Source organism: Rheinheimera sp. B2H12 (assembly GCF_059620065.1).
On sequence record NZ_CM184363.1, the window covers coordinates 401,394 to 415,232 of the forward strand.

Genomic DNA, 13,839 nt, shown 5'->3' on the forward strand with positions numbered 1-13,839 from the left:
CCTCAGTCGGCACTGTCAGCCACAAATAAACCCGAGGATAAATAGCGATCGCCCCGGTCACAGATAATGGCGACTATCACAGCTCCCGGTTGCCGCTCGGCCAGTTGCAAGGCAGCAAAGACTGCACCACCTGAGCTGACGCCGGCACAAATACCTTCTACCCTCGCCAGTTGCCTGGTGGTGGCTATCGCATCCGCTTCGCTGATATCTATCACCTGATCGACGCGCTCTGGCTGATAAAAGCCTGGTAAATAGGCGGCAGGCCAGCGCCGGATCCCCGGAATTGCACTGCCTTCCGCCGGTTGTAAACCAATGACCTGAATGGCTGGATTTTGCTGTTTCAGATAGTGCGACACCCCCATGATGGTGCCGGTTGTGCCCATGCTTGAGACGAAGTGGGTCACTAAGCCCCGGCTTTGTTGCCAAATCTCGGGTCCGGTACTGGTACTATGGGCTGCCGGATTATCTGGATTATTAAATTGATCCAGTACAATACCTTTGCCTTGCGCCTGCATCTGCAAGGCTAGATCGCGGGCACCTTCCATGCCTTGCGCTTTGCTCACCAGCAGCAGTGTGGCGCCGTAAGCCTGCATCGATGCTTTACGTTCAGCAGTGGCGTTATCCGGCATAATCAGAATCATCCGGTAGCCTTTGATGGCAGCTGCCATCGCCAAGGCAATACCGGTATTGCCGCTGGTGGCTTCGATAATGGTATCGCCGGGTTTGATTTGACCGCGCAGTTCGGCCTGCAGGATCATATTCAGCGCCGGGCGATCTTTGACCGAACCGGCCGGATTATTGCCTTCCAGTTTCAGTAACACGGTACTTTGGGTATGGGCCGCCATCCGCTGTAACCTGACCAGCGGCGTCTGGCCAACAAAAGCTTCGATGGTCGGAAAATCTGCCACGGACATGAACCACTCCGGAAAAATGACTGGCGTCAGTGTAGCCGAAGCCAGCCTGAACACCAATGGGCTAAAAGGGGGCTCAGGCTGGCGACAGCCGGCGCAAGTTATCCAGCAACACGGCACTGGCAATACCGACATTCAGCGATTCAGCATCACCAAAAGCCGGGATTGTCAGCCGGCGACTAATTAAAGGGTCAAGTTCAGCGCTGATACCATTGGCTTCATTGCCGAGCACGATAAAACCGCCTGCGCTTGGCAGTTGCAACTGATGGACTGATTCCCCACCCAGATAAGCACCATAAATCGGCTGGCGGACTTGGGCCAGCGTTGCCGGCAGTGGCTGGTAATGCAATCTGACCCGCAAAAATGAACCCTTGGCACTGGCAATCACTTTCGGATTAAAGGCATCAACGGTGTCAGGTGAACATAAAATATGGCGGATGCCATACCAGTCAGCCACCCGGATAATAGTGCCCAGATTACCCGGATCGTTGATTTGATCCAGCACCAGCACCCAGTCGCCTGTTTGCTCGGCAAAGGGTGGATACAGCGGCAGCGCCACCACGGCCAGGGCGGCATTGTTGCTGACAAAGGTTCCCACTTGTTCCAGCTCAGCCGCGCTGCATGGCTGACATAACTCTGCTGCAACAGCTGCAGCCGGATAACGGTCGAGAAAATCGGCAGTGCCAAACAACGCTTTCACCGGCCAGCCAGAGGCCAGCACTTCCAGCACCGCTTTTTCGCCTTCGACAAAAAACAGTTGTTCAGCTTTTCTGAATTTCTTCAGATGCAGCGATTTAATAAGTTTGCTCCATTTCTGGCTGATCATACTGAGGTCCTGCACTGGCGTTGGCATCTAAAACAAAAGACCGCAGTGTAGCTTGCTTCTGCGGTCAATTCAGCAGAATTTCGGCGGTGGCCTTTAGTCAGCTCGCTGATAGCGCAAATTACCACCGACCCAGGTTTGCAATACCTGGGTTTGCCACAACTGTTGCGGCGGGATAGTGCCGATGTCCCGGTCTAACAAGATAAAATCAGCCCACATGCCGGGCAACAAACTGCCCATCGCCTGCTCCTGATAAGCGCCATACGCCGCATCAACGGTAAAAGCCCGCAACGCTTCAGTGAACGTCAGTTTTTGCTCTGGTAACCAGCCACCGGCTGGCTGATTTTGTTGATCTTGCCGGGTCACTGCCGCATGTAAACCAAAAAACGGATTGGCCAGTTCGACCGGGTAATCAGAGCCGCCGACGATACGACTGCCTTGATCAACAAAACTACGCCAGGCATAAGCGCCACGCAGCCTGGCGACACCTAGTCTGGCACCTGCCATATTTTTATCCGAGGTGGCATGGGTCGGTTGCATCGAGGGTAAAATGCCCAGACTGGCAAAACGCGGAATATCTTTTGGCGCCACAATTTGCGCATGTTCAATCCGGTGACGGCCGTTTTGGCGTTGCTCGGCGCTGGTGAGCAGTTCAAACCGATCCAGCGCCAGTTGGTTGGCATAATCGCCAATCGCATGGACATTGGCCTGGAACCCGGCATCAATGGTCATTTTCATCAGTGCGGTTAATGCGTCCGGTTGTGTCACCAGTAAACCTTTTTCACCGGCTTTATCGCTGTAAGCGTCAATCAGGGCGGCACCGCGACTACCTAGTGCGCCATCGCCATAAATTTTCACTGAGCGCACATCCAGGATATCGGTTGGATCATTGACCGGACCCGCTTTCAGCCAGGCCGGTAACTGTGGATCTGTGGCGGATAACATGGCGTAAATCCGCAGCGGTATTTGTTGTCGCTGCTGCAGTTGCTGGTAAGACTGCAAATTGGCGGCATCGACGCCAGCGTCATGGGTACTGGTAATGCCCAGTGACAACAAATGATTGAAGGCGGCGGTTAACGCGGCCTGACGTTCGGCTTCATTTTGTTGCGGGATCTGTTTTTCCAGTAACAGCATGGCGTTGTCAATCAGTACCCCGGTCGGATTGCCGGCGGCATCCCGCATAATCTGACCACCCGGCGGATCAATGCTGTCTTTATTGATCCCCGCCAGTTGCAGTGCTTTACTGTTGGCCCAACCGGCATGACCATCTACCCGGGTCAGCCAGACCGGCTTGTCACTGATGGCTTCATCCAGCAAACTCAAGCCTGGAAACTGCTGGGTTGGCCATAACACCTGATTCCAGCCACGGCCTAAGATCCACTGCGCCTGCGGCTGATTTTTGGCAAAGGCCGCCACTTGCGCGACAGCCTGCGCTTCACTGCTACTGGTGCGCAACTCAACCTGACTCAGATTTTGCCCCAATCCCAATACATGACCATGGCCATCAATCAAGCCAGGTAACAGTGTTTTGCCCTGACCATGCACCTGACGGGCGCCGGGATAACGGGTCAGTAGCTCTTCACCGCCGCGCGCCAGCACTTTACCGCTGGCATCATCAAACACCAGTACCTGAAATTTCGTTAAATTGCGTTGTTGATCAAAACCATAACCCTGGATTTGACTGAGCACTACGGGGGCAGCGACGACGGACGTACTGGTGGTAAGACCGAGCAGCAATAGCTGGCACAGGCGGGATAACAACATATTCAACTCCGATTGCAGGTTCCTGGTCATCATAATAAACAGGCAGACCGCAGCCGGAGCCGGATCCCGGCTAGCGGTATTTCTTTTTCGCTTTGCGTGCCCGTTCTTTTTCCCGCTCTGCTTTTTCTTTTTCAAGGCGGGCTTGCTCTAACTTAGCATCGGCTAATTCTTGTGTCACCATCTCAGGAGTTTCCAGACTGACCGGGCCAAATAAACCAGCCCGCAATTCTGTAATTAAAATTGTACCTGCCTTGGTTAAATCCACGATCCCGCCTTTCACCATACAACCACGGCGCTGGCCGATGGCATCTAATAATGCCAGATCGTTTTCTGGTTGTTCCGCCAGTTGATAACGTGTCATCACTTGTTGTGGATAGTGTTTCAGCAGATAGTCAGCGGCATACATGGCAATATCGGCATAATCAAAGGCCGTATCTTTGATGGCGCCTGTCACGGCCAGCCGGTAACCACAGCTTGCCGGGCTCAGTTTCGGCCATAAAAAGCCCGGGGTGTCGGTCAGGATCACATTGTTATCGAGTTTAATGCGTTGCTGAGCTTTAGTAACACCGGCTTCATTACCGGTTTTGGCAATAATACGGCCGGCCAGTGTGTTGATCAGGGTGGACTTACCGACATTGGGAATACCCATGATCATGGCGCGGGCACCACGGATGTCAAAATTACGGTCAGGCAATAATGCTGTACAGAGATCAAGCAAGGCGCGGATTTGCGCCGGATCTTGCTGGCTGATAGGGATGGCTTTGACACCAGCTTCAGCTTCAAAATGGCGTTGCCATAAAGCGGTGATGGCAGGGTCAGCCAAATCAGCTTTGTTCAGCACTTTAATACAAGGGGTTTCACCCCGTAATTCAGGCACCAGTGGGTTTTCGCTGGAAAACGGAATGCGGGCATCCAGCATTTCAATAATCACATCCACTTGTGGCATCACTTCGGCGATTTCTTTGCGCGCCTTGTGCATATGGCCCGGGAACCAGTTAATCGACATATCTTTACTCTGTATATTCGCAGCATGATTTAGCGGGTTAGTTTACCTTGTCTGGCTGCAACTGGCCGTGCTTTTTTTCGACGCTCATTGCTGCTGTGCGCTTTGTGCAGCAGAAATCAGCGTTAGAGAAATGAATTTGTTACATTTTATACAGTCAGATGCTGTGGTCTGCCATTATGATAGGGCCGTTGATAGACAAAACAGCGGGCGATGGCGACACCGCCGCAATATGCAATAAGGAGATGCTGTGATGAAGTTGTCGTTGGGCCGTGCTTTTGCTGTCTGGTCGTTCAGTTGGTTATTGTTACTGCCGGTCTTTGCGGTGCAGGCCGTCAGTTTTCAGGCCAAACAAGTGAAGCTGGAACATCCAGCTAATGGTAAACTGCTGAAATTAGATGATAATCCTTGGTTATTGGTGTCAGGCCACAATACTGAACATCGCTGGCTCAGTGCGGTGGATTTAACCCGTTGGCAGGCGCAGCAGATCCCGATCCCAACCACTGGCCAGTTTTTTCAGCAAGCCCGGCTGGCTGGCTTTGACGGCGGGCAACTGGTCATGCTGACCACCGATGGCGTGGCGCATTATCAGTTTGCTCCGCCGACCGCCAAGCTTAATACCGTCAGTGTCGAGGGCCAGGGAGCTGCAATGCCGGCAGGAAGCTGGCGCTCGTTATTGACCAGCAGCTCAATGTATCGGGTGGTCGATGATAAACGCCTCAATAGCCTGCCTTTTACCGTGGATGTGAACAATGACCAACTAACCGATTTTTTGCTGGCGGATTTTAATGCCTACCAGCTGTGGCTGCAGCAGGCGGATGGCAGTTTTCGCCATTTTTCGCTTGCCATTGCGGCGCAAATGAAAGCCTTCGATGAAGATCCAACGTACATGGCCCGCATCCCCTGGTTGGTTGATCTGGATCTGGATGGCCGCACTGATATCGCTTTTGCCAAAGACGACACACTCCAGCTATTTTTACAGCGCTCAGATGGCAGTTTCAGTACCACGGCGCAGACGGTGGCCCTTGGCATTGGCTTAACGCCTGACAAACAAGCGCAGTTACGTGGTGGTGATGGCCGTAGTTTTAAAGGCTTGCAGATCAAACGACTGGAAAGACTGGCTGATATAAATGGCGATGGCTTGATGGATCTGGTAGTACAACAGCAGCAATACATTGATGTGATGGAGCAAAATTATAGTTACCATATTCATTATGGCCGCAAAACGGCAACAGGGTTGGCTTTTGGCAGCCAGCCGGATCAACGTATTAATACCAGTGGCATGCAGTTTGAAGTGAAGTTTGTTGATCTGGATAACGATCAACGGCTGGATTTTTACACCCCGGCGGCGCAAATCGGTGTGCGGTCCATTATTCGTGCCTTGATTGCCGGCACCGCCAATCTGGAGCTGCAGTTTTACAAACAACACGCCGATGGCAGTTTTGGCACTCAACCGGTGTACCGACAGGATGTCACGGTTGAAATCAGCATCGGCAGTGGTCAGGTTAATATGCCGCTGGCCACTGTACTGAAAAATGTCGAAGGCAAAGCCAGTCTGGTGGTGGCGGATGGTGAACAAACCTTGCGGACTTTTGCGCCGGTGGCAGCGAAGTTTTTCAGTGATAAAAGTAGTAAACAGACACAGCCGATGCCTAAACGTGGTATCGATGCATTGGTGGTTGATTTAAATCAGGATCAAAAAGAGGATCTGGTGTTGCCTTTTACTCAACAAGAACAAAGTGTTGAACTGACCAATCAGTTACAACTCTTGCTACAGCAATGAGCGATAGCTGGCGGCGCAATACTTCCTGGCGCTGGCTGCTGAGCAACTGGCAACGTCAGCACTGGCAGCATTCGATGGGATTGCGGTTAGTGTTGTCCGCCGCGCTATGTTGGTGGTTATTAGCGCCTGGTTCGGCGTTGTTGGCGCTGATTTTTCGTCAGTTCAGCCATCCCTCGGAAGCTGTAGTGATGGCCGGTTTTTGGGCGCCTATGCTGCTGTTGTTATGGTGGTTTGGTAGTTTTTTTGCACGGACTTTGCAGGCTTTTGTCGTTTATCTGCTGACCGGCGCAGCGCTGGTGCAGGCCGCTGGCTGGTACTGGTTATAAAGGGTGGTCTGCAGCTGAGATGTCGTTTTCCATCATCATAAACAAGTGGTTTCATGCGTAAATTAACTCGGCGGTTGGCCCGTGTTCATCTGTTGCTCGCCTTGTGGCTGGGCTGGCTGTTGTTATGGGTGTTACTCAGCGGCAGTCTGAGTTTTTACCGTGCTGAGCTTGATAGTTGGCAGCAACCAGTGCTGGCGGCGCAACAAGGACCGTTACCGGCCGCTGAGCTCAGTGCGCAGCAGGCGCTGCGTTATCTTGCACAACAGGCGCCGACGGCGACGCAGTGGTATCTGCAATTACCGTCCGAGCGCCAACCTTATCTGACCATCCACTGGCAGCTGCCAGTGGCCGCCAATCCCAGTGACAATGCAGGCAGTTTTCGCAGTGGACCTTTTTATCAACAATGGTTAGCGGCCGATGGCAGTGTCGCGCTGGCGCCACCACAGCAAGTCAAAGCCGGCGATCATCGGCATCAACTGGGCGGGCTGTTTTTTCAGCTGCATTATTCGTTATTACAGGCGGCCGGGCCTGATAGCCGCAGTCTGGTGGCGTATCTGGCACTGTTATGGCTGCTGTTATCGCTGACCGGGCTGTACAGTTTACGGGGGCGTTTTGGGGCATTGTGGCAGTGGCGCTTGTCTGGCATGGTGGCGGAGCGCAAAAAACAGCTACGCCATCAACAACTGGCGTTACTGACGTTGCCCTTTGCCCTGCTGTTTGCCACCACTGGCTGGCTGACGCAGATCCTGAGCGAAAATCCGGCACCATTACAGCAGCTCTATCCGCAGGGGGCCGCTGAGTTTTACCAGCAATTATTTCCGCAACCGGTCCGGTTACCGTCAGACTCGTCGCAGGCGGCACAGCAACTGACACCTGTACAGCGGCAACAACTGCTATTGGCTGCCTTGCCCGCTTTGATGCAACAGGCCGGACTAGACTGGCAGGGCAAAAGGGTTGGCAAACTGAATCTGAGTCAGCCGCTGCAAGCTGACATGCAACTGACGCTACAAAGTGCAGCGGCCGATCGGACCGGCAACAAACCGGACAGTCAGAGTTTTATGTTGCGACCGATGGCAGGACAAGCCGCGACGCCAGGCTGGCAACAGTTGCCTGTCGTAACAACGGCCAGTACATTGCCCGCAGCTCAAAGCCGGGATTTTTGGTATGGCGTGCATCAGTCATTATTCTGGGAACCAGCTATGCGCTTGTTATTACTGTGTGCTGGACTTGGCAGTAGCTGGATGTTGTGGCTTGGCGTGCGCAGCTGGCTGCAACGGCAAGCGGGTTTTTATCTGCCGGCGTTGCTTGGCAGTAGTTTTCTGGCGGTGCCAAGCTCAATGCTGCTGTTATTGCTGTGGGTGCCACTGGCAACCCGGCTGATGCCAGCGCTGCTGGCGACACTCAGTCTGCCACAATGGTTAGCGCTGGCTTGGTGCTTGAGTTTCGGCGGCTGGTTGGGTTGGTACCGGCTGAGGTTCACCACAGCGGCCACCCTGGCCAGACGCGGTTGAGCCGTGCTGGTTAGGTTGCTATATTTCCTTTGGTTATAGTGAAGTACTTTTTGATTCTTTTTATCTGACTGAATTTGCATTAGGCTGGCAACCATAAATTGAAGATGTTCAGACGTCTGAATATCTGAGACAACAGATAACGCTGCTGCGGGAGCTGCCGATGAAACCACTTAAATCCGTGTTGCATACAGTGCTGCTGCTGAGTACAGCGACCAGCCTGCTGCTGACACAGGTGCAGGCGAAAGAATTTAAACTGCTGAACGTGTCTTACGATCCAACTCGTGAGTTGTATCGCGATTATAATCAGGCGTTTGCCAAACACTGGCTGGCAACAACCGGCGACAGCGTCAAAATTGAACAATCGCATGGCGGCTCCGGCAGTCAGTCGCGCTCGGTGCTGGATGGCCTCAGAGCCGATGTGGTGACGCTGGCACTGGAAGTGGATATTGATCCGCTGGCCAACCTTGGGCAATTGCTGCCGCCGGACTGGGCCAGCCGCTTACCACATCGCAGTGCACCTTTTAGCTCGACTATTGTGTTTCTGGTGCGTAAGGGCAATCCGAAAAATATCAAAGACTGGTCTGACTTAGTACGGCCAGATATTGAAGTCATCACCCCCAATCCAAAAACTTCAGGTGGTGCCCGCTGGAACTATCTGGCCGCCTGGGCTTATGCCAAAAAACAAGGTCAGGCCGATGCCGAAGCTCAGCAGTTTGTCAGCAAATTGTACCGGAATGTACCGGTGCTGGATTCCGGCGCCCGCGGCTCGACCACCACTTTTGTTCAGCGCGGCATTGGTGATGTATTGCTAACCTGGGAAAATGAAGCTTTTCTGGCAGTGAATGAATTAGGTGCCGAGGCGGTGGAAATGGTGGTGCCATCGGTATCAATTCTGGCAGAGCCGTCGGTGGCGGTGGTGGATAAATACGCCGAGAAAAAAGGCAATCTGGTGGTCGCGCAAGCCTATCTAAAGCATCTCTATAGTACTGAAGGGCAAGAGATTGCAGCCAAACATTATTACCGGCCTACAGAGCCTGCGGTGGCAGCCCGTTATCAGCAAAAATTTCCGCAATTGCAGCTGATTAATATCAGTGAATTTGGTGGCTGGCAGAAAATATTGCCGCAACACTTTGCCGAAGGCGCAGTGTTCGACCAGATTTATCAGCACAATTAATTCCCGGCCGTCCGGCTGCTGCCGGGCGGTATTTTTGCTTGTATGAGGTTCACTTTGGCGCTGTTTTCACAACGTAAAAAATCAGTTCTGCCTGGTTTTGGCCTGTCGTTAGGCTTTAGTATTTTTTATTTAAGCCTGATTGTGTTTTTGCCACTGTCGGCGCTGGTATTAAAAACTTTTGAACTGAGTCTGGCCGAGTTCTGGCAAGTGGTGGCCAGTGAACGGGCTATTGCCAGTTATCAGTTAACTTTTGGTGCGTCCTTGCTGGCGGCACTGATTAATCTGGTGTTTGGTTTGTTGGTGGCCTGGGTGTTGGTCCGATACAGCTTTCCGGGCAAAAAAGTGCTGGATGCGCTGGTTGATTTGCCTTTTGCCTTACCAACAGCAGTGGCTGGTATTGCGCTGACGGCTTTGTATGCGCCCAATGGCTGGATTGGTCAATTCTTTCATGCGGCTGGGATCAAAGTCGCCTACAGCGCAGTGGGTGTCACAGTGGCGCTGGTGTTTATCGGGTTACCTTTTGTGGTCAGGACAGTACAGCCAGTGCTGGAAGATGTGGAAAAAGAGCTGGAAGAAGCGGCCGCCAGTTTAGGTGCCAACCGCTTGCAAACCTTTTGCCGGGTGATTTTTCCGGCCTTGTTGCCGTCGTTACTGACCGGTTTTGCCCTGGCGTTTGCCCGCGCTATCGGTGAATACGGCTCCGTTGTGTTTATCAGTGGCAATATGCCGTTTAAAACTGAAATCACGCCGCTGCTGATTATGACTCGGCTGGAACAATTTGATTATGCCGGTGCGGCGGCGTTGGGCACTGTGATGCTGGTAATTTCATTCAGTTTATTATTGCTGATCAACCTGCTGCAACACTGGAGCAACCACAGACACGGAGGCGTGAAATGACAGAGGTGGTGGTGAATAGCACATTGTCCAGCAAAGACAGCGCCAGAGCGCAAAAATTACGCCAGGCAACGGCTGAGCCGGTTTGGTTGAAAGTGTTGCTGACCGGCATCGCACTTTGCTTTTTAACTTTGTTTTTGTTATTACCCTTGGTTATCGTGTTTGGCGAGGCTTTTGCCAAAGGCTGGCAGGTCTACCTGGCGTCCATCACTGAGCCAGCAGCCATGCACGCCATCCAACTGACGTTACTGGCCGCAGCTATTGCAGTACCCTGTAATGTGATTTTTGGTCTGGGCGCCAGTTGGGCCATTGCCAAATTTCAGTTTCGTGGCAAGCAATTGCTGATCACCTTGATTGACTTACCCATTGCGGTGTCGCCGGTGATTGCCGGTTTATGTTTTATGCTGTTATTTGGCGCTCGTGGCTGGTGGGGGGAATGGCTAAATGATCACGATTTAGCTGTGATGTTTGCCGTGCCTGGTATTGTGCTGGCAACCATTTTTATTACTTTTCCTTTTGTAGCCCGGGAATTGATCCCCTTGATGCAGGAGCAGGGGCGGGAACAAGAAGAAGCGGCCTTAACCTTGGGCGCCAGCGGCTGGCAAACCTTCCGGCTGGTGACCTTACCTTCGATTAAATGGGCCTTGTTATACGGTATTATTTTATGTAATGCCCGTGCTATGGGGGAGTTTGGTGCTGTGTCTGTGGTGTCTGGCAAGATCCGCGAACAGACCAATACCATGCCACTGCATATTGAAATTTTGTATAACGAGTATCAGTTTGCAGCTGCTTTTGCGGTGTCGTCGTTATTAGCATTGCTGGCACTGCTGACGCTGGTGCTCAAAAGTGCGCTGGAATGGCGCGCTGCCAAGGATTATGCGGAAGCTGCCAGGCTGCGCTCTGCCGATTAAGTCATCTGCAGGGGGCGCTGTGATTGCCAGCAGCAATGAACACGCCCCTGCGTCCTGTTCAAAACCGATAACCAAGGTGGACACCCAGCAAAGTGTGACTGTTGGTCTGACCATAGTTGCCATAAAAGCCACTGCTATCTTCCCGCCGTTGTCCTGCATTGAATCCAAGCCGCCAGCTGTTATGGCTCGTACCTTGTGGATAATAACTGTATTGCAAGGCAACAAAGCCTTTTTCGCTACTGATGGTTTCACTGCCAGCCAGTATGCCTAAACTATGCCGTTGCTGCTGATCCAGCAGATAATGATAACCGACAGCGCCACCCACTAAACCCAGGGCTGCCGTATACATATGCTGCTGTTGTTGCACGCTGTATTGCACTCCAATAACCCCGCCATAGGGATAACCGAGACCTGCGCTGAATTCTGCTACGGCCTGGAAGCTGAAACTACCCAGCAGCAAAACGGCCAGCGCAGTATGAGATAATTTCATTGATGTATCCTTATAATGAGCAAAATGACGGCGGGGTTCTGATATTTCCGGAGTGGCTGACCGGAGCGGCTGACCTCAGTGATGAAGCTGGTTGTTGCTGTGTTATTACAGGGTCTAAAGATACCTTAAATTTACATAAATATGTCAAAGTTTAGTCATTTTGTTACTTTTCTCACGCTAGATCCCAGTGATAATGGCAAGAGTAACGGCAATGTCCAGCCTGGTCGATTGATAATGTTCTGATAAAAAACGGCAGATTAATTTTCTATTACAGGTAATTAAATGAGAGTAAATATCATTGACAGCGTTGTCACTTTGCCGTTAAGTTAAAAAGGCTTAAGCAAAGCAGTGCTGCGTACACCGATATTTAACGTTATAGCTACGTCAACCATACATGGAGTGTCTATTGTGATTACACGCAACTTAATGCTTTCCGTATCAGCGTTGTCGGCTTTATTGCTGACTTCTGCCGCTCAGGCCCAACTGGTAACCGTCTGGGACTATGACGGTTACAATCGGGAAACTATTCATGCCGCCGGCCCTGTTGCTTCATTACAAACAGACAGCGTTGCCGGACATCAGTTACGGGTGTACTTGCGCCGTCAGCCCGGAGCCTCTTGTGAGCTGGTGAATGTGTATGCCGAAGAAGGCGGTCGTTACATTGCGCCAGTGCGCATTACAGCGCTGGCAGCCAATATAGACTTTCTGGAAGCCGATATTCCGTCTGAAGCTCTGACAGAACACAGAGTGCTGGAAGCCTTTTGTACCGACAAGGCGGGGGCACAATTCCGTGTTCAGCATAAAATTCCGGCGTTACCAAAAATCGAATGGACTGCTGAGTTAACTCCGGCTGGCGAGTTTGTCCGGCAGCCCCGTGGTTATGACTACCATACTGCAGTGGCGTATCAGGGTCAGCTGAAAGTGAATAACTACAGTACTGAAGCGCATTGTGAGAGCGATTTTAATACCAGTTGGAGTCATCCGCTCTATCTGTTTAACGGCCAGGCCGGTAAATCGAACTTCCAGGAAGATGTATTTGTCACTCGGACCACATTGGAAAATAACAAGCCGGCACTGACCCACTCAGTGATCTGTACCAACCCGGCTGGTAAAACCCGGATGGTCAAAGTGTGGGAACTGCATCACGAAAATGCCATTCCGCTGGTGTATTCCGAGACGTTCCACTACTAAGCGTTAGCACACCCGACCACAGCAGTCAGTGCTGCTGTGGTTATTCTTAGCAACGAAAATGCCCCGGAATAAAACCGGTCCAGCGTTTAAACGCGCGGCGGAAATTATGCGGATCTGAATAACCCAGTCGCTCTGCCAGTTGGCGGTTACTGAGTTCAGGTTGTTGTAACCACTGTAACGCCAGTTGATTGCGCACTTCATCCAGCAATTGACTGAAGCTGGTTTGATGTTGTTGTAACAGCCGTTTTAAACCACTGCTGCTGAGCCCTAGCTTGTCCGCCAGTTGTTCCTGCGTCAGTAACGTCGGCAAGGCCCGACGAATTTCCCGTTCACAAAACTCCAGCAGACCGCGTCGTTTGTGCAGTAATTTATCTTGTTGCCGACAAATTTGCCGTGCTTGCCGATACAGTTGCGGGCAAGCCAGCACAAAAGGTTGTTGCCAGTAACGGCGTGGGATTTGGATCCAGGTTGAGGCTTGCTGATACAGCACAGGGACAGGCCATAAACTTTGTTGGGCGGCCAGCGGTAACGGGCAGGGCCAGCGTACATTCAGGCTGACGCCATCCAGGCCATGCTGTTGTTGCAGCAGTTGCAGAATAAAACCAAACCAAAGCTCGCAAATCAGCCGCTGTTGGGCGCCAAGGCCAATACCAGCCCGAAATTCAATCCGGATATACTGCTCATCCTGCTGCACGCGAGCAAATAAATAGGGTGCCAGTTGCTGGCGAAAGTACCAGGCGGCACAGAGCGCCTGGCGCAAATTTGCTGCATGTTGCATCATCTGACACAGCGGCAGTTGTGGGTTTTGCAATAAAGCGGCGGCTGTTAACAGCGGTAATTCCGGGCTTTGCAATTGCTGGCAATTGCGTAAAAACACCAGCCAGCCACTGGCTTCAATCCGGTGTTGTGGTTTGGTCAGATCGGCTTCAAAAATTCGGCTGCCAGCCAGCAACTGATGAGATTTACCACCCCGGCGCAGCGCCAGCAATAACATATCGCGCACCGCATATTGACTGAGCAGTACTTTATCCTGATAACCAAAAGGCGGCAGCGACATT

13 protein-coding genes are annotated in these 13,839 nt (G+C 52.1%); 7 read left to right on the forward strand and 6 right to left on the reverse strand.

The window, feature by feature from the left end; genetic code table 11:
• Positions 1-2 precede the first annotated feature (2 nt).
• From cysM to ylqF, 4 genes are all read right to left on the reverse strand, one after another.
• Entirely contained in the window at positions 3-914 is a 912-nt protein-coding gene (gene cysM, locus AC53GJ_RS01810) for a cysteine synthase CysM (RefSeq protein ID WP_496730818.1), read from the reverse strand.
• Positions 915-987: 73 nt separating this feature from the next.
• Entirely contained in the window at positions 988-1,737 is a 750-nt protein-coding gene (locus AC53GJ_RS01815) for a TrmH family RNA methyltransferase (RefSeq protein WP_496730819.1), read from the reverse strand.
• 93 nt (positions 1,738-1,830) lie between these two features.
• On the reverse strand, positions 1,831-3,498 hold the full coding sequence (locus AC53GJ_RS01820) for an amidohydrolase (RefSeq protein WP_496730820.1): 1,668 nt from the start codon (positions 3,496-3,498) through the stop codon (positions 1,831-1,833).
• 70 nt (positions 3,499-3,568) lie between these two features.
• Positions 3,569-4,504, reverse strand: a complete 936-nt coding sequence (ylqF, locus tag AC53GJ_RS01825) for a ribosome biogenesis GTPase YlqF (RefSeq protein WP_496730821.1) — start codon at positions 4,502-4,504, stop codon at positions 3,569-3,571.
• A 250-nt stretch (positions 4,505-4,754) separates the two neighbouring features.
• On the opposite strand from ylqF, the gene AC53GJ_RS01830 reads away from it, so the two are divergent.
• The 6 genes from AC53GJ_RS01830 to cysW all read left to right on the forward strand — a co-directional run bounded on the left by AC53GJ_RS01830 (position 4,755) and on the right by cysW (position 11,100).
• Positions 4,755-6,284 carry an FG-GAP repeat domain-containing protein gene (locus AC53GJ_RS01830; RefSeq protein WP_496730823.1) on the forward strand — a complete coding sequence of 510 codons (1,530 nt, stop codon included), beginning with the start codon at positions 4,755-4,757 and terminating at the stop codon, positions 6,282-6,284.
• Positions 6,281-6,610: a hypothetical protein gene (locus AC53GJ_RS01835; protein WP_496730824.1), complete on the forward strand. Its 330-nt coding sequence runs from the start codon at positions 6,281-6,283 to the stop codon at positions 6,608-6,610. The genes AC53GJ_RS01830 and AC53GJ_RS01835 overlap by 4 nt, the downstream gene beginning before the upstream one ends.
• 53 nt (positions 6,611-6,663) lie before the next feature.
• Positions 6,664-8,121, forward strand: coding sequence for a PepSY domain-containing protein (locus AC53GJ_RS01840; RefSeq protein WP_496730825.1), 1,458 nt, complete (start codon positions 6,664-6,666; stop codon positions 8,119-8,121).
• A 160-nt stretch (positions 8,122-8,281) separates the two neighbouring features.
• Positions 8,282-9,295, forward strand: coding sequence for a sulfate ABC transporter substrate-binding protein (locus AC53GJ_RS01845; protein ID WP_496730826.1), 1,014 nt, complete (start codon positions 8,282-8,284; stop codon positions 9,293-9,295).
• A 54-nt stretch (positions 9,296-9,349) separates the two neighbouring features.
• Positions 9,350-10,192 (forward strand): sulfate ABC transporter permease subunit CysT, encoded by an 843-nt coding sequence (gene cysT, locus AC53GJ_RS01850; RefSeq protein ID WP_496730827.1) that lies wholly within the window; start codon positions 9,350-9,352, stop codon positions 10,190-10,192.
• Positions 10,189-11,100 carry a sulfate ABC transporter permease subunit CysW gene (cysW, locus tag AC53GJ_RS01855; RefSeq protein ID WP_496730828.1) on the forward strand — a complete coding sequence of 304 codons (912 nt, stop codon included), beginning with the start codon at positions 10,189-10,191 and terminating at the stop codon, positions 11,098-11,100. The genes cysT and cysW overlap by 4 nt, the downstream gene beginning before the upstream one ends.
• A 58-nt stretch (positions 11,101-11,158) precedes the next feature.
• Here cysW and AC53GJ_RS01860 read toward each other — a convergent pair whose 3' ends face one another.
• Positions 11,159-11,590 carry a hypothetical protein gene (locus AC53GJ_RS01860; protein WP_496730829.1) on the reverse strand — a complete coding sequence of 144 codons (432 nt, stop codon included), beginning with the start codon at positions 11,588-11,590 and terminating at the stop codon, positions 11,159-11,161.
• Positions 11,591-12,016: 426 nt separating this feature from the next.
• On the opposite strand from AC53GJ_RS01860, the gene AC53GJ_RS01865 reads away from it, so the two are divergent.
• Complete coding sequence (locus AC53GJ_RS01865; RefSeq protein ID WP_496730830.1) at positions 12,017-12,781, forward strand: hypothetical protein; 765 nt, start codon at positions 12,017-12,019, stop codon at positions 12,779-12,781.
• 46 nt (positions 12,782-12,827) lie between these two features.
• Here the strand turns inward: AC53GJ_RS01865 and AC53GJ_RS01870 are convergent, their stop codons facing one another.
• Positions 12,828-13,838, reverse strand: a complete 1,011-nt coding sequence (locus AC53GJ_RS01870; protein ID WP_496730831.1) for a helix-turn-helix domain-containing protein — start codon at positions 13,836-13,838, stop codon at positions 12,828-12,830.
• Between the last annotated feature and the right edge of the window lies 1 nt (position 13,839).